The sequence below is a fragment of the Citrobacter sp. XY323 genome, assembly GCF_025106035.1.
GTDB lineage: Bacteria > Pseudomonadota > Gammaproteobacteria > Enterobacterales > Enterobacteriaceae > Citrobacter > Citrobacter braakii.
Map to the genome: position 1 here is coordinate 1 of NZ_JANYUK010000001.1, position 20,115 is coordinate 20,115.

General features: G+C 51.7%; 20 protein-coding genes and 2 tRNA genes. 16 read left to right on the plus strand and 6 right to left on the minus strand.

Annotated elements, in window-relative coordinates; genetic code table 11:
- Positions 1 to 125 precede the first annotated feature (125 nt).
- Together N0B36_RS00005 and dkgB are read left to right on the plus strand one after the other, a co-directional pair.
- Positions 126 to 202 (plus strand) — tRNA-Asp (locus N0B36_RS00005).
- Positions 203 to 366: 164 nt separating this feature from the next.
- On the plus strand, positions 367 to 1,170 hold the full coding sequence (dkgB, locus tag N0B36_RS00010) for a 2,5-didehydrogluconate reductase DkgB (protein WP_259684998.1): 804 nt from the start codon (positions 367 to 369) through the stop codon (positions 1,168 to 1,170).
- Between the two features lie 20 nt (positions 1,171 to 1,190).
- On the opposite strand, the gene yafC is transcribed toward dkgB, so the two are convergent.
- Entirely contained in the window at positions 1,191 to 2,105 is a 915-nt protein-coding gene (gene yafC / locus N0B36_RS00015) for a DNA-binding transcriptional regulator YafC (protein WP_047357608.1), read from the minus strand.
- A 104-nt stretch (positions 2,106 to 2,209) separates the two neighbouring features.
- On the opposite strand from yafC, the gene N0B36_RS00020 reads away from it, so the two are divergent.
- From N0B36_RS00020 to N0B36_RS00030, 3 genes are all read left to right on the plus strand, one after another.
- The gene (locus tag N0B36_RS00020) at positions 2,210 to 3,385 is read left to right on the plus strand and encodes an MFS transporter (RefSeq protein WP_016151799.1); all 1,176 of its coding nucleotides are present in this window, start codon (positions 2,210 to 2,212) and stop codon (positions 3,383 to 3,385) included.
- Between the two features lie 131 nt (positions 3,386 to 3,516).
- A complete protein-coding gene (locus tag N0B36_RS00025; protein ID WP_029139415.1) occupies positions 3,517 to 4,317 on the plus strand; it encodes an endonuclease/exonuclease/phosphatase family protein in 801 nt (266 codons plus the stop codon).
- Positions 4,318 to 4,393: 76 nt separating this feature from the next.
- Positions 4,394 to 5,164: a class I SAM-dependent methyltransferase gene (locus N0B36_RS00030; protein ID WP_049271174.1), complete on the plus strand. Its 771-nt coding sequence runs from the start codon at positions 4,394 to 4,396 to the stop codon at positions 5,162 to 5,164.
- Between the two features lie 49 nt (positions 5,165 to 5,213).
- On the opposite strand, the gene mltD is transcribed toward N0B36_RS00030, so the two are convergent.
- Complete coding sequence (gene mltD, locus N0B36_RS00035; protein ID WP_103928927.1) at positions 5,214 to 6,572, minus strand: murein transglycosylase D; 1,359 nt, start codon at positions 6,570 to 6,572, stop codon at positions 5,214 to 5,216.
- Positions 6,573 to 6,643: 71 nt separating this feature from the next.
- Positions 6,644 to 7,399 (minus strand): hydroxyacylglutathione hydrolase, encoded by a 756-nt coding sequence (gloB, locus tag N0B36_RS00040; RefSeq protein WP_075846672.1) that lies wholly within the window; start codon positions 7,397 to 7,399, stop codon positions 6,644 to 6,646.
- Positions 7,400 to 7,432: 33 nt separating this feature from the next.
- On the opposite strand from gloB, the gene N0B36_RS00045 reads away from it, so the two are divergent.
- A complete protein-coding gene (locus N0B36_RS00045) occupies positions 7,433 to 8,155 on the plus strand; it encodes a class I SAM-dependent methyltransferase (protein ID WP_200046289.1) in 723 nt (240 codons plus the stop codon).
- On the opposite strand, the gene rnhA is transcribed toward N0B36_RS00045, so the two are convergent.
- Positions 8,152 to 8,619 carry a ribonuclease HI gene (rnhA, locus tag N0B36_RS00050; protein WP_016151805.1) on the minus strand — a complete coding sequence of 156 codons (468 nt, stop codon included), beginning with the start codon at positions 8,617 to 8,619 and terminating at the stop codon, positions 8,152 to 8,154. The genes N0B36_RS00045 and rnhA overlap by 4 nt on opposite strands.
- A 64-nt stretch (positions 8,620 to 8,683) precedes the next feature.
- Here rnhA and dnaQ point away from each other — a divergent pair, with 64 nt between their 5' ends.
- Together dnaQ and N0B36_RS00060 are read left to right on the plus strand one after the other, a co-directional pair.
- The gene (dnaQ, locus tag N0B36_RS00055; protein WP_029139417.1) at positions 8,684 to 9,412 is read left to right on the plus strand and encodes a DNA polymerase III subunit epsilon; all 729 of its coding nucleotides are present in this window, start codon (positions 8,684 to 8,686) and stop codon (positions 9,410 to 9,412) included.
- Positions 9,413 to 9,546: 134 nt separating this feature from the next.
- Positions 9,547 to 9,623 (plus strand) — tRNA-Asp (locus N0B36_RS00060).
- A gap of 156 nt (positions 9,624 to 9,779) precedes the next feature.
- Here the strand turns inward: N0B36_RS00060 and N0B36_RS00065 are convergent.
- Both N0B36_RS00065 and N0B36_RS00070 read right to left on the minus strand, forming a co-directional pair.
- Positions 9,780 to 10,298, minus strand: a complete 519-nt coding sequence (locus N0B36_RS00065; RefSeq protein WP_016155747.1) for a hypothetical protein — start codon at positions 10,296 to 10,298, stop codon at positions 9,780 to 9,782.
- Position 10,299: 1 nt separating this feature from the next.
- Positions 10,300 to 10,983 carry a winged helix-turn-helix domain-containing protein gene (locus N0B36_RS00070; RefSeq protein WP_225622992.1) on the minus strand — a complete coding sequence of 228 codons (684 nt, stop codon included), beginning with the start codon at positions 10,981 to 10,983 and terminating at the stop codon, positions 10,300 to 10,302.
- 749 nt (positions 10,984 to 11,732) lie between these two features.
- On the opposite strand from N0B36_RS00070, the gene N0B36_RS00075 reads away from it, so the two are divergent.
- The 8 genes from N0B36_RS00075 (at position 11,733) to N0B36_RS00110 (ending at position 20,115) form a co-directional block, all read left to right on the plus strand.
- The gene (locus N0B36_RS00075) at positions 11,733 to 12,281 is read left to right on the plus strand and encodes a fimbrial protein (RefSeq protein WP_016155749.1); all 549 of its coding nucleotides are present in this window, start codon (positions 11,733 to 11,735) and stop codon (positions 12,279 to 12,281) included.
- 69 nt (positions 12,282 to 12,350) lie between these two features.
- Positions 12,351 to 12,899 (plus strand): fimbrial protein, encoded by a 549-nt coding sequence (locus tag N0B36_RS00080; protein WP_019076063.1) that lies wholly within the window; start codon positions 12,351 to 12,353, stop codon positions 12,897 to 12,899.
- A gap of 41 nt (positions 12,900 to 12,940) precedes the next feature.
- Entirely contained in the window at positions 12,941 to 15,412 is a 2,472-nt protein-coding gene (locus N0B36_RS00085) for a fimbria/pilus outer membrane usher protein (RefSeq protein ID WP_049281689.1), read from the plus strand.
- Positions 15,413 to 15,438: 26 nt separating this feature from the next.
- Positions 15,439 to 16,215, plus strand: coding sequence for a molecular chaperone (locus tag N0B36_RS00090; RefSeq protein WP_046275745.1), 777 nt, complete (start codon positions 15,439 to 15,441; stop codon positions 16,213 to 16,215).
- A 12-nt stretch (positions 16,216 to 16,227) separates the two neighbouring features.
- Positions 16,228 to 16,833, plus strand: coding sequence for a fimbrial protein (locus N0B36_RS00095; RefSeq protein ID WP_019076065.1), 606 nt, complete (start codon positions 16,228 to 16,230; stop codon positions 16,831 to 16,833).
- Positions 16,830 to 17,894, plus strand: coding sequence for a fimbrial protein (locus tag N0B36_RS00100; RefSeq protein WP_235116693.1), 1,065 nt, complete (start codon positions 16,830 to 16,832; stop codon positions 17,892 to 17,894). Before N0B36_RS00095 ends, N0B36_RS00100 begins: the two co-directional genes overlap by 4 nt.
- A 9-nt stretch (positions 17,895 to 17,903) precedes the next feature.
- Positions 17,904 to 18,446, plus strand: a complete 543-nt coding sequence (locus N0B36_RS00105; RefSeq protein ID WP_259685044.1) for a fimbrial protein — start codon at positions 17,904 to 17,906, stop codon at positions 18,444 to 18,446.
- A 1-nt stretch (position 18,447) separates the two neighbouring features.
- Entirely contained in the window at positions 18,448 to 20,115 is a 1,668-nt protein-coding gene (locus N0B36_RS00110) for an O-antigen ligase (RefSeq protein WP_259685046.1), read from the plus strand.

Consider the following 20,115-nt stretch of genomic DNA (forward strand, 5'->3'; position numbering starts at 1 on the left):
CAGAAGTGAAACGCCGTAGCGCCGATGGTAGTGTGGGGTCTCCCCATGCGAGAGTAGGGAACTGCCAGGCATCAAATTGCAGTAAACCGGGATGAATAATCCGGGTAGTGACAAAGAAATTCGGTGGAGCGGTAGTTCAGTTGGTTAGAATACCTGCCTGTCACGCAGGGGGTCGCGGGTTCGAGTCCCGTCCGTTCCGCCACTTATTAAGAGCCCTGAGCTGACGCTCAGGGCTTTTTCTTTTTCAGCGATTTAATTATTGCTGAATCCGCAAAAATCCTCTGCATTTTTCACTCTTTTTCGGCAAAGAACTGATGGTCATAATCCTCTCAGTTAACGAACATAGTGATTAAAAAGAGGAATTCTATGACTATCCCTGCATTCGGTTTAGGTACGTTTCGCCTGAAAGACGACGTGGTTATCGCTTCTGTCAAAACGGCGCTTGAGCTGGGCTACCGTGCTGTCGACACTGCGCAAATCTATGAAAATGAAGCGGCTGTTGGTCAGGCGATTGCCGAAAGTGGCGTACCGCGTAACGAGTTGTACATCACCACCAAGATCTGGATTGAAAATCTCAGCAAAGACAAACTGATCCCAAGTCTGAAAGAAAGTCTGAAGAAACTGCGTACGGATTATGTTGATTTGACGCTGATCCACTGGCCATCTCCGGGCGATGCGGTATCCGTTGAAGAGTTTATGCAGGCGCTGCTTGAAGCGAAAGAGCAGGGGCTGACTCGCGAAATTGGTGTCTCAAATTTCACTATTCCGCTGATGGAAAAAGCCATTGCTACAGTAGGTGCAGACAATATCGCGACCAACCAGATTGAGCTGTCTCCGTATCTGCAGAGTCGTAAGGTGGTTGACTGGGCTAAAGCGCACGGTATCCACATCACCTCTTACATGACGCTGGCTTACGGTAAGGCGCTAAAAGATCAAGTGATTGCACGCATTGCCGCTAAACATAACGCGACCCCGGCGCAGGTTATTCTGGCATGGGCAATGGATGAAGGTTACTCCGTGATCCCTTCATCTACCAAGCGTGAAAACCTGGCAAGCAACCTGCTGGCGCTGGACCTGCATCTGGATACTGAAGATAAAAAAGCGATCGCGGCACTGGACTGCAACGATCGTCTGGTCAGCCCGGAAGGCCTGGCCCCTGATTGGGATTAATTGCCCGACCCTCTGTACCTTTAACCCTCTTTCACAGCTCCTTCGGGAGCTGTTCTTATATACTCACTTAAAAAGTCTATAAATGCCCGAATGCGTGTACTGACCGCACGATCGCTGTAGTAAACGGCGCTGAAAGGCATTTCTACCGGCAGACGTTTATCGGCCAGCAGCTCCACCAGTTCTCCCCGCGCGATCTCTTTATCAATCATATAATCTGAAAGACATGCGATGCCGTTGCCGCTCAGGCAAAGCTGCTTTAACGTTTCCCCGCTGTTGGAAGAAATCCCACATTCGACTTCATGGAGCTGTCCGTCGCTACGGGCAATCGGCCAGGTATTGAGTGAAACGGGTTCGGAAAACCCCAGACACAGATGCTGCTTTAACTGTTCGACGGTCTCGGGCTTGCCAAAACGGGCAATATAGTCCGGTGAGGCAATAATCTTACGATAGCTGGTAAACAACGGACGCGCACGCAGGCTCGAGTCAGTCAGCGTACCTGCTCGTATCGCGACATCCACTTTTCGTTCAATAAGATTGATGAACGTTTCTGAGGAGACAAGAGACAACGTCATCTCAGGATATCTCTCACGGAACGGTCTGATTAGCGGCATCAGGAAATGCAGCATCACCGGCGTTGCCGCGTCGATACGCAGCAGGCCGCGCGGGGTATTGCGCGACTCCATGATTTCCGTTTCTGCTGCTGCCATCTCTTGCAGTATCTGCTGCACACGCCTGAAGTAGCGTTCTCCTTCTTCAGTCAGGCTTAGCTGTCGGGTAGTTCGATTAAGCAGACTCACACCCAATTTCATCTCCAGCTTTTTTACTGCCCGACTGACTGCGGAATTAGCCTGACCGAGTTGTTCTGCCGCCCGGCTGAAGCTGCCGCTTTCCACAACGGCCACAAAAATCGCAAGTTCTTCAGAGGTTGCTTTCATTTTTGCACCTGACGCAAAATTATATTGAGATTTTGGATATTTTTGTTATTAAAGCATCCCGGCATACTGCGTGTCATCTGATTACTGATGTTACGGAGTTATTTATGCCTCTCGCTTTATTTGCACTAACAATAAGTGCCTTCGCTATTGGCACGACTGAGTTTGTGATTGTTGGCCTGGTGCCGACCATCGCTCAACAACTGGCGATCTCGTTACCTTCTGCCGGGATGCTGGTTTCAATCTATGCGCTGGGTGTGGCGATTGGCGCACCAGTGCTGACCGCTCTGACCGGAAGCCTGCCACGTAAACAGCTGCTTGTCGCGCTGATGGTCCTGTTTACGGCGGGGAATTTACTGGCATGGCAGGCACCCGGGTATATGACACTTATTGTCGCCCGTCTGCTGACAGGGCTGGCTCACGGCGTATTCTTCTCGATTGGTTCCACTATCGCGACAAGTCTGGTGCCAAAAGAAAAAGCGGCTTCCGCTATCGCTATTATGTTCGGTGGCTTAACGGTGGCGCTGGTCACGGGCGTGCCGCTGGGTACGTTTATCGGCCAGCACTTTGGCTGGCGTGAGACTTTCCTGGCAGTATCAATGTTAGGCGTGATTGCGCTGATTAGTAGTCAACTGCTGATCCCGGCTAACATTCCTGGTCGAGCGGCCGCCAGCATTCGCGACCAGGTGAAAGTGCTGACTCATCCTCGTCTGTTGCTGATTTACGCCGTTACGGCATTGGGCTACGGTGGTGTGTTCACGGCTTTCACCTTCCTGGCACCGATGATGCAGGATCTGGCGGGCTTCTCCCCGGCAGCGGTGAGCTGGATCTTACTGGGTTACGGCGTATCAGTCGCTATCGGCAATATCTGGGGCGGTAAGCTGGCGGATAAGCATGGTGCGGTTCCTGCGTTGAAATTCATTTTCGCCGCGCTGTTTGTTTTACTGATGGTCTTCCAACTGACGGCTTCCACGCAGTACGCCGCGCTGGCTACCATTTTGGTGATGGGGATCTTTGCCTTCGGTAACGTACCAGGGTTGCAGGTCTACGTGGTACAGAAAGCGGAACAATTTACGCCCAATGCTGTTGATGTGGCGTCAGGGCTGAACATTGCAGCGTTTAACATTGGTATTGCACTGGGTTCCGTGATTGGCGGACAAACGGTCGAGCATTATGGGTTGGCGCAGACACCATGGATTGGCGCACTTATTGTTCTGGTGGCTTTCCTGCTGATGGGGCTGAGCGGCCGTCTTGATAAGCCCACGCACGTTGCTCTGGGGTAAATCATTGATGTAAGCGCCCACTTACAAAACAAACTGCAATTGTTCGTTGAAAGTGAGTGCTAAAATCCCTATAACAGAAGAACCAGTCCGGCTGCGGACTGGTTGACGTTACAGAGGTTTGAAAGTCTAAAGTGCGAAAAAACACCTATGCCATGCGTTATGTTGCCGGACAACCCGCCGAGCGGATTTTACCGCCGGGCTCGTTTGCGCATATTGGCCAGGCATTACCCGCAGGCGTACCGTTGAGCAGTGAAGATCGCATTCGCGTGCTGGTATGGAATATTTTTAAACAGCAGCGAGCAGAATGGCAGTCGGTGCTGAAGAATTTTGGCAAAGACGCGCATCTGGTGTTATTGCAGGAAGCGCAAACCACACCAGAACTGGTGCAGTTTGCGACCACTAACTATCTCGCTGCCGACCAGGTTCCCGCCTTTGTGCTGCCTCAGCACCCCTCTGGCGTTATGACACTCTCCTCCGCCCATCCAGTTTACTGCTGCCCATTACGCGAGCGTGAGCCTATTTTACGGCTGGCGAAATCGGCGTTGGTGACGGTGTACCCGTTGCCTGACACTCGGTTGTTAATGGTGGTGAATATCCACGCGGTTAACTTTAGCCTTGGCGTTGATGTCTATAGTAAGCAGTTACTTCCCATTGGCGATCAGATTGCTCATCACAGCGGTCCGGTGATTATGGCCGGCGATTTTAATGCCTGGAGCCGTCGACGGATGAATGCGCTGTACCGCTTTGCGCGTGAAATGTCGCTGCGCCAGGTGCGCTTTACCGACGATCAGCGCCGCCGCGCGTTTGGTCGTCCTCTCGATTTTGTGTTCTATCGCGGTCTGAACGTGAGTGAGGCCTCTGTGCTGGTCACCCGCGCCTCCGACCACAACCCGCTACTCGTTGAATTCAGTCCCGGCAAACCTGAACAATAACGGTGTGTCAGGTCTGCCGTAGGGCAGGCCTGTGATGGTTGCCCTTCATATTTCACAACAACCGAAGGACAACACAATGACAACACGCTCTCATCATGACAACGTCGAAAAACAGTTTGGCTCTCAGGCTAATGCCTACTTAACCAGTGCGGTGCACGCCTCTGGTCGTGACTTGCAACGTCTGGGGGAAAGGTTGCTGGCATTTCCGCAGGCCCGTGTGTTGGATATGGGATGCGGAGCGGGGCACGCCAGCTTTGTGGCCGCGCAATACGTAAAGCAGGTAGTGGCATATGATTTATCGTCGCAGATGCTTGACGTGGTCACTGAAGCGGCAAAGGACAGAGGTCTGGAGAATATCGCCACACGGCAGGGTTATGCTGAAAGCCTGCCGTTTGAAGATAACGTATTTGACGTGGTGATTAGCCGCTATTCCGCGCATCACTGGCATGATGTCGGGCGTGCGTTGCGAGAAGTGAACCGCGTTCTGAAGCCCGGCGGCGTGCTGATTGTGATGGATGTGATGTCGCCAGGCCATCCTGTACGTGACATCTGGTTGCAAACTGTGGAGGCGTTACGCGATACCTCGCACGTACGCAACTATTCCAGCGGAGAATGGCTGTCGTTAATCAATGACGCCAATCTGATTGCCGATACCTTGTTAACCGATCGTCTGCCGCTGGAGTTCAGTTCGTGGGTGGCGCGGATGCGTACGCCTGCAGCGTTGAGCGACGCGATCCGTGTATACCAACAAAGTGCTTCTGCGGAAGTGAAAGCCTATTTTGCGTTACAGGAAGATGGCTCGTTTACCAGCGACACGATAATGGTTGAAGCACATAAAGCGGGATAAATAAAAAAGGCACTGGGGGGAAACCAGTGCCTTCATTTCTACAATGCTATCAGGAGTCCGGCATACCGTTGTTTTTCACAAACAACGTTAGCTGATCGCCTGGCTGCAGATTGTTCGTATCGCTGTTCCAGCGCATCACATCCTTGATGTTAACCCCGTGGCGTTTGGCAATGCTCGAGAGCGAGTCGCCTTTACGCACACGATAGGTGATGCTATCGCTGTTGTTCGCCAGTCGCTGTGCGCTGGTACCAGCGCCCACCGTCAGATTTTGGCCTACTTTCAGCGATGACCCGCGCAGATTATTCCACTGCTTAAGGTCATTGGTGCTCACGCCAAGACGTGAAGCGACGCCAGAAAGCGTATCGCCAGAGCGAACTTTGTAGCTGCGGCTGTTCAGCGGCGTGTTATCCGCAACCAACGTTGACTGCACGGCTGCAATTTCGCCTGAGGCCAGAGACTCACGCAGCTTCTCTGCATGCTTCTTTGGCACCATCACATATTGCGGACCGCTGGCACCCAACGTGGAGCCTTTCACGCCTGCATTGAAGGTTTTCAGCTTGCTGACGGAAATACCTGCCATATCGGCAACCTGAGCCATTTCAACCGGGCTACTCAGGCGAACACGTGCCAACGCGCGGCTTTCGTCTGTTGTTGGCAGACGCACGCCATAGCGTTTGCTGTTTTTGAGTATATCGCTCAATGCCAGCATTTTTGGCACATATAGCTTCGTTTCCTGAGGCAATGGCAACGACCAGAAGTCAGTGGGTTTACCACGGGCTTTGTTCGTTTTAATTGCCTTCATGACACGACCTTCACCGCTATTATAAGCAGCAACGGTCAGCAGCCAGTCGCCATCAAACATTTTGTTCAGACGCTGCATCATGTCCAGTGCGGCGGTGGTGGAAGCCACAACGTCGCGACGTGCATCATAATTGCGGGTCTGTTTTAAACCATAATTGCGCCCCGTGCTCGGAATGATCTGCCAAATACCTGCGGCATTGGCGCCAGACGTTGCGTGAGGATCAAAAGCGCTCTCCACTATGGGTAGTAGTACCAGTTCCATTGGCATGTTACGTTTCTTAACCTGCCCGGCTATCCAGTACATATACGGCTCTGCCCGTAAAGTTACATCGTGGAGATAGCTCTTATTGCGTAAATACTTCTGTTTCTGTTCGCGAATCCGGTTGTTTTCCGGAATTCCCATCTTTAGCTCGTCACCAATGAAAGCCCACAAATCTTGATCAGCAGCGATAGATGTTCCGTCGTCCATCCATCGCGCCTGACTTGTAAACTTTCCTGCTTCCCCTTGACCAGCTGCAGAAAGGCTCTGTGCGTGTTGTTGGACGTTACCAGTATTCTGGCACCCAACAAGCAGGACAGAGGCGAGTAATATCGCTTTTGCCTTCATGTGTGTGTCAATAGTTGCTTAAAAGACGACCGATCATAACGGCGAAGTTTTCAAAAGGCAACCCGCAATTGTCAGAACGTATCTTTCTTTGACCTTAACCAGGCAAAACGCTCTTCAGGTTGTTGCAATATTGTTTTTTTATTTATTTCATTAATTAAATCAATATCTTCTGTTCTTAAAAAAAGATTATTTCGTCGCTCATTTTTCAGAATTACGGGCAGTGTCATTTGTTTTTTTACGCGTAACTCATTAACTTTACGATAATATTCATTTATGAACGGATCGTGCGGAAGAATGCTTAAGGCAAACTTCATGTTTGCTAATGTGTACTCATGTGCGCAACAAATCAATGTATCGTCAGGAAGTGCGTTTAGTTTTTTAAGTGATTGATACATTTGAGATGCTGTGCCTTCAAAAAGCCGACCGCAGCCACCGGAGAAGAGCGTGTCGCCGCAAAACAGGTAAGGGTGGCTAAAGTAACAGATATGTCCTAAAGTGTGACCCGGCGTAGCAATTACCGTAAATTCATGCCCCAAAACGAGTGCAATATCGCCATCTTCGACTATGTGCGTCGTTCCCTTATCTTGCGTTTCAGCCGGTCCGTATACCGCGATTTGTGGGAAATGTTGCAGAAGTTCTTTCACGCCGCCCACGTGATCCTGATGATGATGTGTCAGCAGAATGGCCTCGGGAACCCAGTTATGTTCTGCAATAGCTTTCAGAACAGGTGCTGCTTCACCCGGGTCCACAATCAGACAATGTTTGTCATTATTCGACAGGACCCAGATGTAATTGTCCTGAAATGCAGGAATACTGTTAAGATTCATAGATTACCTCTCAATGCGTAACGGAAGGTCGTGATGAAACCGGCAAGGATCCCTCAAACTGTCATAGCGCCCGTTAGTTGGGATGATTTGCCCTGGGGCGAACACTATCGTCAGGCGCTGGAGCATCAGCTTAACCCGTGGTTCGCAAAAATGTACGGATTTCATCTGCTTAAGATTGGTAATTTAAGCGCAGAAATCAATTCTGAAGCGTGCGCGGTTTCTCATCAGGTAAATGTTTCTTTGCATGGCGCTCCCATGCAGGTGACTGCCGATCTTTTACATCTGCCCTTTGCCGATAAGTCCGTGGATGTTTGTTTGTTGGCTCATACGCTGCCGTGGTGTTCCGATCCACATCGCTTACTGCATGAAGCCGATCGCGTGCTTATTGATGACGGTTGGTTGATTCTGAGCGGCTTTAACCCGGTAAGTCTGATGGGATTGCGTAAACTGGTGCCCGTATTGCGTAAAACATCGCCCTACAACAGCCGGATGTTTACCCTCATGCGGCAGTTGGACTGGCTCTCATTGCTGAATTTTGAAGTACTGCACTACAGCCGTTTTCATGTCCTGCCCTGGAACAAGAAGGGCGGGAAAATGTTAAGCGCCCATATCCCTGCGCTGGGCTGTTTGCAACTGGTGGTTGCGCGTAAGCGAACCATTCCGCTTACGCTCAACCCGATGAAACAAAATAAAAGCAAAACGCCTATCCGCCAGGCCGTTGGCGCAACCCGGCAATACCGTAAACCAGACGTTTAAGCCTCAGCCTGATACCCAATATCATCCTGAGTGGGACGCATTGCAGCAGCGCGCGCAAGCTCATCACAGCGTTCGTTTTCCGGATGGCCCGCATGGCCTTTAACCCATTCCCATTTGATTTGATGTGGCCCCAGCGCGGTATCCAGACGTTTCCACAGATCGACGTTCTTCACTGGTTTTTTATCTGCTGTTTTCCAGCCGCGCTTCTTCCAGTTGTGGATCCACTGCGTAATGCCCTGGCGCACATACTGGCTGTCCGTGCTGAGTATCACTTCACACTGTTCTTTCAGGGCTTCCAGCGCAACGATTGCCGCCATCAGCTCCATGCGATTATTGGTGGTGAGGTTGTAGCCTTCGCTAAAGGTTTTTTCGCGCCCGCGATAGCGTAAAATCGCCCCATAACCACCTGGCCCTGGATTTCCCAGGCAAGAACCATCGGTGAAAATCTCTACCTGTTTAAGCATCTCTGGTAGACTTCCTGTTTTAGCAAATCGAAATCAAACGATAAGTCTGACATAAATGACCGTTATGAGCACTGGAATTACACGACAGATCGTCCTCGATACCGAAACCACCGGTATGAACCAGATTGGCGCCCACTACGAAGGCCACAAGATCATTGAGATCGGTGCGGTTGAAGTGGTGAACCGCCGCCTGACCGGGAATAACTTCCACGTTTACCTGAAACCGGATCGGCTGGTGGACCCGGAAGCGTTTGGTGTACACGGAATCGCAGACGAATTCCTGCTTGATAAACCTACGTTTGCCGATGTGGCCGATGAGTTTCTCGACTACATCCGCGGTGCGGAGCTGGTCATCCATAACGCATCGTTTGATATCGGCTTTATGGATTACGAATTCGCTAAGCTCAGGCGGGATATTCCGAAGACAAACGAATTCTGCAAAATTACCGATAGCCTGGCGCTGGCGAGGAAAATGTTTCCTGGCAAGCGCAACAGCCTTGATGCGTTATGCTCACGCTATGAAATAGACAACAGTAAGCGAACCCTGCACGGCGCATTGCTCGATGCCCAGATTCTGGCCGACGTTTATCTGATGATGACCGGTGGGCAGACCACGATGGCGTTCTCGATGGAAGGTGACAGCCAGCAGCAGAATGATACGGGGATCCAGCGTATTGTGCGACAGTCCAGCAAACTACGCGTTGTTTTCGCCACTGATGAAGAGTTAGCGGCCCATGAGTCGCGCCTTGACCTGGTGCAGAAGAAAGGCGGAAGTTGCCTCTGGCGGGCATAGTTTGTACGTTTTCCGTATGGAAATGACCATTCGGGTGATTTTTGCAGCAAACGATTAAAAAACGTGAGAAAAAGCGTTGACGAGGCGTGAGGCAATCCGTAATATTCGCTTCGTTCCCAAGCGGAACACAACGCGGAGTGGTAGTTCAGTTGGTTAGAATACCTGCCTGTCACGCAGGGGGTCGCGGGTTCGAGTCCCGTCCATTCCGCCACTATTCAGAAAGCCTGAATCAGAAATGATTCAGGCTTTCGTCGTTTTAGCCCGCCAACAATAATAATCTCATCATCACACTTTATCGACCACGTCCGTGCTATCGGGCAGGCAACACATCAGGTCATCCTTAACCCGACGCATATCCAGGGGCAGATCAACCTGCGAAGTGATTCATCACGCAGGCGAAGCGGGGGGAAAAGTTATCGCCGATAAGCACCGTTTCTTCATTCAAGTGCTTTAGCATATACAGCTTGTCGGCACGTTCGTAAGCGTCGAAGAAGAGATAATCGACAGCATCCGTTGCTTCATCATCGGGGGATTTTTCACGTCCGTTGGGAGTGAGCATGAAAACACCGGCGGTATGGCCGAGTGGTCGGGCATAGCGAAAGAACAGTTTTCGGTTCACAGCAAACTCGCCATCATCACTTTTGAGTTTCCCTTGTACTGACAATGAAAGGTGTCCGGAGTTGTAGCTGGTAATCAGCATTATTCCATGGAGTACCTTTTTTGTATCCTGGATGTCGAGTATCGACGTGAATTCCGAGGAGCAGGAAAAACTGATTTCTTGTTTTTTCGCATTCCCGGCGATAATAAAAAAAGCGATAGCCGCCAGCCCAAAAATGGCAATCACGACTGACCATAGTAAAGGAGAGTGATCGCTTTCTTGCTTCATATCATTCCTCATGATGGCGATACTGGCTGATGCAATGGTAATAGCCGAGGTTCAGCCCGCATTCAGCGGCAAACGACCACTCAACCAGATTATGGTTGCTCGCCCAGGTATTGAGATACAGATCTTTTGGGTACGAACAGTCGGGGTTAATGCCCACGGACTTGAAAATATCCAGCGCTTTCTTTTCGGTTATGGTATCGGTGAGGGCGTTTCCTAATATATGTACACGGCATTGTTCATAGTCGATAGTCCGCAGGATAGTCGCGTCCGTCATGGCGATTTCATTGGGTATCCATGTTAACCACGCTGTCGCCAGCACGGCGATTCCGGTAATTAACGCGGTTATCGCCACAGGCCAACGGCTTTGTTTCTTTTTGTTGAGCGTCGATGCAACATTGGCAATTCTGGCGGGAGCTTGCGCTTCTTCCAGTTGCTGAATATTGATATTAACGTCGCCCATCCGAAATCCCATCCGCGGAATTGTGACGATGAGTTCTGCAGGATGACCCGTAGACGTTATTGCTTTGCGCAGAAATGAAATGTGCTGATTGAGATTCGCATCCGTCGCTCTGGCGCCATTATGCTGAAAAACATTCAGCAGAATTTCATCACGCGAGGATATCTCTTTACCATTTTGCAACAAATAGAGCAGTAATTGTGTTGCCACATTATTCAATGTGGCCATTTCACCAGATGCCAGGTCTTTTAGGGTATTTTTATGTGGTCTGAAAACTAAGCCATCACCAATAATTACGGATTTAATTTTGTTTATTGGTATATGAGAAATCACTGATGTCTCCTTTAAAGCAGGATATCTCGCATTCGAGTGGGTGAAGCAATAGCATAACATAATTCATTTATAAAAAATGGTTGTACCATAGATCGCTTTATTAATATTTATATAACAATATTTTAATATCTCTTATAGAATCCTCTTTTCTCCTTCCTCTCTTTCACTATCTTATTGTCATTACTCGATTTTGATATCCAATTTCATTTTTACAAAAATTTCATAAATACATTTTGCCTGTTGTTCTGGCTAAATAAAAAAATAGTTGATAGATAAAAACTCTATAAAAATGCTGAATGATAGATATTAACACTGGCTATATCGTGATTTCTGGCGGTTTTTTAGGTAAACGATCGCTCTGCAGACAGTGTGACAACATGATTCCCTGAGTTTGATTAATACCGGATTTTTGCATTGTGTCATTTTCCCGTCGACTTAATATAAGCCCCGAAACAGCGTAAACAACTGTGGACGGTATTTCGGATGGAATACCAATGAAGTTCAAAATACGGGGCGGCTTGAGATGGATTGTTTGCAAGGATATGCGCTACCGCCACCTGCAGATCAGGATTCCCGGACATAAATTATCTGCGGAAATAGATCTTCGGAATAACTAAAAAACAGATATAAGGTTAAGTAGTAATATGAAAATGAAAAACGTGGCTGTGGCCTGTGCGCTGATGGCGGGAATGACTTTTACTGCCTCTTCTGCTTTTGCTGCAAAAAATGTCGAACCGACTAACGGTAAAATTCACTTCACCGGTTCTCTGGTTAATTCCGCATGTGGTCTGGCACCAGAATCCAGCCCGGTACAGGTTAATTTTGGTGAGATCCCAACTTCTCAGTTAAAAGACAACCAACGTGCTGGCGTTAAGCATGCCAAAATCGTTCTGCAGGGCTGTGATACGACCGTCGCGAAAACGGCCACTGTGACCTATACCCCGGCAACGATTGATACAGACAACAACGCGCTGGCTGCATTCACGTCTGGTACTGCAAAGGGCGCGGGCATCGGTATGATTGACAGTGGCAACCAGGACGTGGAATGGGGTCAAGCCGCCTCTCAGGTCAACATTACCGATGGTGAAACCGACATTGATTTCGTCGCTTACCTGCAGGCAAACAACGCATCTGCCGCGGTAACTCCAGGTGATTTCGAATCTACCGTTAATTTCCAGATCGACTACCAGTAACGATCTGCAGCAGGCGCATTAACGCGCCTGCTTAACCCTTCCTGCGAATAACTGAAAGGAAATGCGGTGATGCCTGGATGGCGAATTTTACTGCTTTTTATCTTCATATCGCCTGCATGGGTTTTGGCTGACACCAATCGTCTTGTCAGTACCCCCGGCAAAATGCGCATGCGCGGAAATATTATTGAGGCTGCCTGTTATGTCGATCCACGCGACCGGTCGCTACTGGTTGAATTTGATGATCTCTCAGCCAGAGATATTTCCGGAAAACCAGAGAAAGTATCAGCGCATGATTTCAGCATTCATTTGTTGGGATGTTCATTAGGGGATTCTCAACATCCCGGGAATCTGTTTCAACGCGCCAATATTACCTTTTCTGGCGCACCGGATAGTGACAATCCTGATTATCTAAGCGTGCAATCGGAAACTGAAAATTTAGCGATAGAAATATATGACAGCAACGGACAGCAAATTCATCTGGGTGAGCCATCACCGGACTATGTGCTTAATCCAGGGAAAAACACGCTCAATTTTACGGCTTATTTGATCTCCCGCGACGGAAGAATGACATCTGGCGAATTTACTGCGGTCACGCATTTTGTTGTGAATTATCTCTGAGCTGCACTGCAATTCGGGTATCTGAAGGTTTGCGAACGAAAATGATCACGCTGAAAACAGATAAAAAACGTCTGGCGCTTTTTATTGCTCTGGTCTGTGCCTCTTCATGGGCTGAAGCGGATGAGGCCATTGAATTTAATACCGACGTACTGGATGCCAGCGACAGGCACAATGTCGATTTGCAGCGTTTTTCCGAAGGCAACTTTGTGACTCCCGGAGAATATCTGCTGGATGTTCGTATTAACAGCCAGGAGATTCCACAGCAGTCGATCCGTTATATCGTCGATCCTGCCAACCCGCATAAATCCATGGCATGTCTGACCCCGCAACAACTCGAATTACTGGCGCTCAAAGAAGAGGCGCTGGCCTATATTCATCCGATTAGCGCGACCTGCTATGACATTTCCCGCCTGCCGGGTGTGGCGTTGAATAATAGCGCAGGCGTACTGGACATTATCGTGCCTCAGGCGTGGATGAAATATACCGATCCAGACTGGACGCCACCGGAGCGCTGGGATAACGGCGTCGCGGGGCTGATTTTTGACTACAGCGTCTCGGGCCAGGCCACACATTATGAACAGGGCGGCGATCGTTATCGCTCTCTGTCTGGCTATGGGCAGACAGGTTTTAACCTCGGCGCGTGGCGATTTCGTGGCCAGTATCAGGCCAATTACGCTTCGGATGATAATCGCGGCCGTATCGACTGGGATCAGATCTATGCCTATCGACCGTTGCCGATGCAGGCTGCAAAACTGACGGTCGGCGAAATCTACCTGAATTCCCAGGTTTTTGATTCGGTGCGTTTCACCGGGGCTAACCTCGCCAGCGACGAGCGTATGTTGCCACCAAATTTGCAGGGCTACGCACCTGAAGTGCACGGCATCGCCCGCAGCAATGCGAAGGTTACCGTCAGTCAGCAGGGCCGTGTTATCTATCAAACCACCGTTCCTGCAGGGCCATTTAATATTCAGGATCTGCACGGTTCGGTACGCGGCACGCTGGATGTTCGCGTCGAGGAGCAGGATGGCAGCGTACACACTTTTCAGGTCAATACAGCCGATATTCCTTACCTGACGCGCCCAGGCTATGTGCGCTACAACGCCGCGGTCGGGAAGCCATCGCGTTATAACCACGACGTTCAGGGGCCTGCGTTTTATAGCGGTGATTTTTCATGGGGGGTCAGCAATGCATGGTCGCTGTACGGCGGCGCGCTGCTGACTGGCGATCGCTATAACGCCTGGTCGATGGGGATTGGGCGGGACTTGAGCTGGCTGGGGGCGCTGTCGGCTGATGCGACGCAATCCGTGAGTCGGGTAAAGCATCAGGCTGAACAAAAAGGCATGTCTTTTAAGCTCAGCTACGCCAAAACTTTTGATGAGTACAACAGCGCCATCACCTTTGCCGGTTACCGTTTCTCACAGCGCAACTTCCGCACTTTCTCGCAGTTTCTCGACGAGCAGTATGAAAATAACAACAGTGCCGGCAACGAAAAAGAGATGTACACCATCACCGGCAACAAAACCTTCTTTGCTGACGATCCACTATTAGCGACCACGCTGTACCTGACCTATACCCACCAGAACTATTGGGATCGCGGTTCCCAGGATCGTTACGGATTATCGATGGGGCACAGCTTTTCATTTGCTGGCATCCAGGGGATCAGCGCCAACGTTGCGGCTTACCGCTCTGAGTATCAGGGCAAACGAGACGACAGTCTTTCGATTTCAATCTCGGTGCCATGGAGCGATGGCCGCTCAATGGATTACGAATTGCAGAACAGCGGCAACCAGACCAGCCAGATGGTTTCGTATTCCGATAACCGCGACCGTAACAATCCGTGGCGTTTGCGCACAGGGGTTTCCGGTGAAGGGCGTACGGCGTTTGATGGCTATTACAAGCACCGCAGCATGATGGCGGAACTGGAATCTAACGTCAGCTGGCAGCAATCACGTTATTTCTCCGTGGGTGGCACGATGCGCGGCGGCTTTACCGCGACGCGTCACGGTGCGGCGCTGCACAACAGCCAGGCGTCGATGAATACCGCCAGAGTGATGGTTGATACCGACGGGGTGGCGAACGTGCCGCTGAACGGCGAACAGGCGCACTCAAACCGCTTCGGTATTGCCGTCGTACCGGACGTCGTTAGCTATCACAGCTTTGATACCCGTATCGATGTGGACGCAATGGACGAGGACATTTCCGCGACTAAAGCCATCGTGACCAACACCCTGACGGAAGGTGCGATTGGCTACCAGCATTTTGCCGTGGCGCAGGGGCAAAAAATGATGGCGCTGCTGCGCCTGAAGGATGGTTCGGTACCGCCGTTTGGCGCCGAAGTGTTTAACGCTAACGGCGTTAGCGTCGCCATGGTAATGGAAAACGGTATGGCCTGGATTGCGGGTGTGAATCCGGCTGAGCGTCTTTCCGTTGCCTGGGCTGGCCGTGCGCAGTGCCACTTACAGGTGCCACAACAAATCAACCCGGAAGGTAACGTGCTGTTGCCTTGTGAATAATTTCAATAACCTGAATGAATTTTGTCATGAATAATCAAGCTTTTTACTCCGTGCAGCGTTGGCTTAAACCCGTGGCCTGTGGCCTGCTTTTGATTGCAGAGATCAACACCTCATGGGCGGGTATTGCGCTCGACCGTACCCGCATGATCATCACGGGTGATGCGCGCTCAGTCAGTGCGAACTTAACCAATACCAGCCCGAGCATTCCGTTTCTGGCTCAGTCGTGGGTGGAAGATGCTAACGGAACAAAAATTACCTCGCCGCTGATGGTCTTACCGCCGCTGCAACGAATTAACGGCGGGCAAAAGGGAATTGCCCGCGTGACGAAAACCAGCGGGATCAACGCCCTGCCGCAGGATCGCGAGAGCTTGTTCTACCTGAACGTACGTGAAATTCCGCCTAAACCGGATAAGCCGAACGTGCTGCAACTGGCGATGCAGTCGCGCATCAAATTGTTCTACCGTCCGGCCGCCATTGTGCCGGAAACGCCGGGTGCCGTGTGGCAAAACCAACTGGTCTTTCACAAGCAGGGCCAGCGCTGGAGTGTGGATAACCCAACGCCTTACTTCGTCACCTTAATCGGCTTAAGCCGCAAGCCAGAAGCGCAGGGAGGCGGCAGATTGACCGACTTCCCCGGCGTTATGGTCTCACCAAAATCCTCTCTCGATTTCAGCGTCACGGACGGCAGCGTCAGCCAGTTCAGCATGATGTACGTGAACGATTTTGGCGGTCATCCCGAACTGAAATTCAGCTGCACAGGCAATGTATGTAAAGCATTGCCGATGGAGCAACAGCCCCGGTAACAGGAATCGTAAATGAAAAAGATGCTTTGCGCCCTGCTGATGGCGGGCATGGCCTGGCAGGTTCAGGCCACCAGCGGCCGCCAGGATATGAGCAACGTGTCCGGTGAGTATGGCAACGTCCGCTTTCACGGCCGGGTCTACGTGTCGCCGTGCGTGCTGGATATGGCCTCACGCGATCAGACCATCAATCTTGGTGATATTTCCGCCAGTCGGTTTCGCCAGGGCGGCGATCGCAGCGAACCGGTATTGGTCACGCTGTACCTGAACGGCTGCTTAAAGGGCTCTGGTCATACCCTGAGGGATTTCCCCGGGCAGACCAGCGAAATGCCTGAGCTGGCGCACAGCACGGTGGAACGTGGCGTTTCGATGACGCTGATGGCCGAAGGCGCGCCGGAAAACAGTGACCTGGGGCGTATTCGTGGTGATGTGCGCGGCGCGGGCATTCGGCTACTGACCGAGCGTAATCAGCTGATCCATCTGAACCAACCGCAACGGATGTGGATCCTCAAACCAGGCGATAACGCCATTCACTTTCTGGCCACGCTGGAATCTTTTGGGCCAGAGGTGACTGCCGGAGAATTTAACGGCCTGGTGAGACTTAAGCTGGAGTATCTATGAGCGTATTACGCAAAGCGCTGTTGTGGGTTGCCCTGGCTGGCTGTCCACTGGCCGGGCAGGCATTTACACAGGGGGAAGGTGAGCCGGAGGGCGGGTCGCCGCATCAGTACGATATCGAACTGAGTTCGCTGGATGTCAGTAAAAACCACGTGGGTGGCAGAACGGATCCGTTTACCTGGAATCTGGGCAGTTGGTATGTGGTGAATTTCTATTGCGAGCAGGCTGACATCTCCCGGTCGCCGATTTACTACACCACCACGACTACGATGCCGCCTTCAAATCAGGGGGCGAACCGTTTTCGGCTAAATGAGTATCTGGATGTGGAAGTGCAGGTGTGGGTTGCCGGGGGCTATAAACAGTATGTTCAGGCGCCTTTTACCAACGTTTCAAACCGCAACAGCAATAACACTTGCAAAAAGCGCAAGGGCTACACGCGCGCCACTAACGTTGAAAGTGGTTCAAAAGGGAAAGTGACGTTTATTGTCACTAAACCCATTATCAACGGCATCAATATCACTTCCCAATCGCTGGTGGAGGTAGCCGGGCGCATGGGGAGCGCGGGACCTACGCCCACTACGGCGATTTCCCGTGTGGTGATTAAATCCGGGCTGATTACCGTACCGGACAAATGCACCTTCAACCGGGGAGACAAAATCAGTATTGAGTTTGGCGATCTGCCAGGATCCGCTGCCCGGCTCAATGGCACTAACTACAGCAAGTCGATCCCCATTCATGTTGTTTGTGAAGGCGGCAGCTTCGATCAGGGCGCGCTGAACATTAATCTTGGCGTGCAAACTACCACGGCGTCAGGCTCGGCGGGGTTCAACGATCATCTCCTCGGCACGCTGAGCGGCGGACAAAAGCGCGACGATCTCGGCATTATGCTTAAAGACGAGAGCGGTGGCACCGTCGTGCCCAATCAATTCTATAACGTGAAAGGTTTTTACCAGAATCAGGGCGACTGGAATCTCACCGCTGCACCGGTGGCAAAGCCGGGCGTGGGAAGCGTTAAGGAAGGTGAGTTTGAAGCCTCTGCCACCGTTGTTGCGCAGTTTCAGTAGGGGGATGCCATGAGATGTTCGGCGTTATTCGCGATCGGCGTGTTACTGCTTGGCGGCATGGTGCAGGCCGACACCAAACTGGTCGGCGGTGATATGTATTTTCACGGCACTATCAGAGCGCTGGCCTGCAGCCTGGCACCAGGAGGCGACAAAATCGAGGTCGATTTCGGGCAAATCGCGACGCAGGATCTCTATCTTTCGGGGCGCAGTAAGCCGGAAAAATTCAGCATTCAGCTACGCGACTGCAACCCCGAGGTTTTTCGCGGGATCTCGGTCACTTTCAGTGGTAGTGAGGATGCTGAACTGGACGATCATCTGGCGCTGGATAGCAGTGAACAGGGCGGCGCGACAGGGATCGGTATTGGGATGAGCGAAGAGGACGGCACGGCAATTCGCCTTGATGAGAGCATGTCAGTCAAAGAGATAACTGCAGGCTCGATGACGCTAAATTTTTGGGCGTGGGTCGCAGCAGAGCCGTCGGCGATAAAAAATCAGTCTCTCGAATACGGTCCGTTCAGCGCCAGCGGAACCTGGACACTGAACTACCAGTAGCATGATGAACGCACTGAATCGTATTGCCCCGCTGCCTGCGCAGAAATTATTGCTCGTTATTAGTCTGTTTTTCTGGTGTGGGGGAATGCATCTCTACTGGCTGAATAACGGCGGCAGCGGTCTGTCGTTGCCGCTTAATATTACGAGCTGGATTTATGCCGTTGTGCTGGCTGCAAGCGCATCAGTGCTGGTGCCTCGACAATGCTGGCGCATCACTGTCCCCGCCACGGTTTTTTCGATGGGGGCGCTCATCCTGACGCTGCTTTGTCTGCTGACGCCTGGCGTCTGGCAGTTCGAGGCGCAGCTGGTCGCAGGGGCGTTGCTGGGAGGCGTGCTCGTCTATCTGGTGACATTGCAGATTCCGCTTGCGGCAAACACCCTGACGGTACTGCTGACTCTGCTATGGGGGGCGTGCGTCATCGAATGTCTGGCGTTTTTGTATCAGTACTGGCATTTGCCGGGTGTTGATTACTGGGAGTTTGCCTGGCGACGCGGTACGCGGCCCTACGGTATTTTTCAGCAGGTCAATCTGATGGCCAGCTTCACTGCATCTGGTGTGCTGCTGTCAGCTCCGATCTTTTTACGGCTACGCGACAGATATCGAATTGTCATCGGGATTGCTCTGGTGATGATGGGCTTTGTGCTGCATGAATCCCAGTCGCAAACCGGCTATGTGTCTGTGGTGGTAGGTGAAGTCTTGCTGCTGGTGGTTTTCCCGGCGCAACGCCGTATGTTGTTGCTACTTCTGCTGCCGCTGGCGTTAGGCATGGTGGCGGGCACGCTCGCTCGCCATTTTTTGTCCGTTGCTACAGTCGATCACCTGACCACTTCCCAGGTGCGCTGGACGGTGCTTAAAACGTCACTGGCATTATTTGCCGAACGCCCGTGGACGGGGTGGGGCGTGGGCAGTTTTGCCGCCGTGTTTCTCGAACGTGCGGGGCCGTTGGGGCTGAGCAGCATCTCGCATCCGCACAATGAGCTGGTGCTGTGGCTGGTGGAGGGCGGCCTGGTTGGGCTGGCGGGGACGCTGTGCTTTATTACGGGAGGCTTCTGGCTGTGGATGCACGGAAATCGCTGGCGTCGCGCTTGTCTGGTGGCGGCGCTGCCGGTGGTTATTCATATGTTGACGGAATACCCCGTCAGGCAGTCAACACCACACTGGTTACTGCTGATCCTGCTGCTTCGTTGTGCAGATAGCCCGCTAAAAGTGGCTCGCCTGACGCTTACGTCGACGTCGCTGATTCGTGCGCTGGCATTGATCTCGTTTTTAACCTTCACGCCATTGTTGCTTCTCTCACTGCACACGCAACAGCAGTTGACGCTGGCGGAGCGACAATCAGCGCAGTGGCGTCTGGCCGAGTCGCTCCCGGTAGGAGGCTGGCTCCTTGCCCCTCGCTACCGGTTTGATGTTCAGATGGGGTATCTGCAACGGTATCAGCGTACCCGGGACGCTCGCTGGCTGGAAGCGGTTCGCCGCTGGGCGCCTGACTATGTGCGTGTTCACCCAGACCCGAATGTCTCCTTCACGCAAATCTTGCTGGCGTTACAGCAGCGCGACCTACCTGAGGCGCATCGTCTGGCGACGCGCTTTTACCTGACATACCCGAACGATCGCCGTATCCCGTGGCTGCAGGATGCACGACGTCCTTTCAATCAAAAAATGGAATGA

Excerpts from the sequence above, each read along its gene's own strand:
- N0B36_RS00070 (WP_225622992.1), bottom strand. The coding sequence starts at position 10,983 with ATGGCCACATTGAATAATGTGGCAACACAATTACTGCTCTATTTGTTG.
- dkgB (WP_259684998.1), top strand. The coding sequence starts at position 367 with ATGACTATCCCTGCATTCGGTTTAGGTACGTTTCGCCTGAAAGACGAC.
- N0B36_RS00095 (WP_019076065.1), top strand. The coding sequence starts at position 16,228 with ATGAAAAAGATGCTTTGCGCCCTGCTGATGGCGGGCATGGCCTGGCAG.
- mltD (WP_103928927.1), bottom strand. The coding sequence starts at position 6,572 with ATGAAGGCAAAAGCGATATTACTCGCCTCTGTCCTGCTTGTTGGGTGC.
- N0B36_RS00020 (WP_016151799.1), top strand. The coding sequence starts at position 2,210 with ATGCCTCTCGCTTTATTTGCACTAACAATAAGTGCCTTCGCTATTGGC.
- rnhA (WP_016151805.1), bottom strand. The coding sequence starts at position 8,619 with ATGCTTAAACAGGTAGAGATTTTCACCGATGGTTCTTGCCTGGGAAAT.
- N0B36_RS00110 (WP_259685046.1), top strand. The coding sequence starts at position 18,448 with ATGATGAACGCACTGAATCGTATTGCCCCGCTGCCTGCGCAGAAATTA.
- dnaQ (WP_029139417.1), top strand. The coding sequence starts at position 8,684 with ATGAGCACTGGAATTACACGACAGATCGTCCTCGATACCGAAACCACC.
- N0B36_RS00100 (WP_235116693.1), top strand. The coding sequence starts at position 16,830 with ATGAGCGTATTACGCAAAGCGCTGTTGTGGGTTGCCCTGGCTGGCTGT.
- N0B36_RS00065 (WP_016155747.1), bottom strand. The coding sequence starts at position 10,298 with ATGAAGCAAGAAAGCGATCACTCTCCTTTACTATGGTCAGTCGTGATT.
- N0B36_RS00105 (WP_259685044.1), top strand. The coding sequence starts at position 17,904 with ATGAGATGTTCGGCGTTATTCGCGATCGGCGTGTTACTGCTTGGCGGC.
- yafC (WP_047357608.1), bottom strand. The coding sequence starts at position 2,105 with ATGAAAGCAACCTCTGAAGAACTTGCGATTTTTGTGGCCGTTGTGGAA.
- N0B36_RS00080 (WP_019076063.1), top strand. The coding sequence starts at position 12,351 with ATGCCTGGATGGCGAATTTTACTGCTTTTTATCTTCATATCGCCTGCA.
- N0B36_RS00045 (WP_200046289.1), top strand. The coding sequence starts at position 7,433 with ATGAAACCGGCAAGGATCCCTCAAACTGTCATAGCGCCCGTTAGTTGG.
- N0B36_RS00085 (WP_049281689.1), top strand. The coding sequence starts at position 12,941 with ATGATCACGCTGAAAACAGATAAAAAACGTCTGGCGCTTTTTATTGCT.
- gloB (WP_075846672.1), bottom strand. The coding sequence starts at position 7,399 with ATGAATCTTAACAGTATTCCTGCATTTCAGGACAATTACATCTGGGTC.
- N0B36_RS00090 (WP_046275745.1), top strand. The coding sequence starts at position 15,439 with ATGAATAATCAAGCTTTTTACTCCGTGCAGCGTTGGCTTAAACCCGTG.
- N0B36_RS00030 (WP_049271174.1), top strand. The coding sequence starts at position 4,394 with ATGACAACACGCTCTCATCATGACAACGTCGAAAAACAGTTTGGCTCT.
- N0B36_RS00075 (WP_016155749.1), top strand. The coding sequence starts at position 11,733 with ATGAAAATGAAAAACGTGGCTGTGGCCTGTGCGCTGATGGCGGGAATG.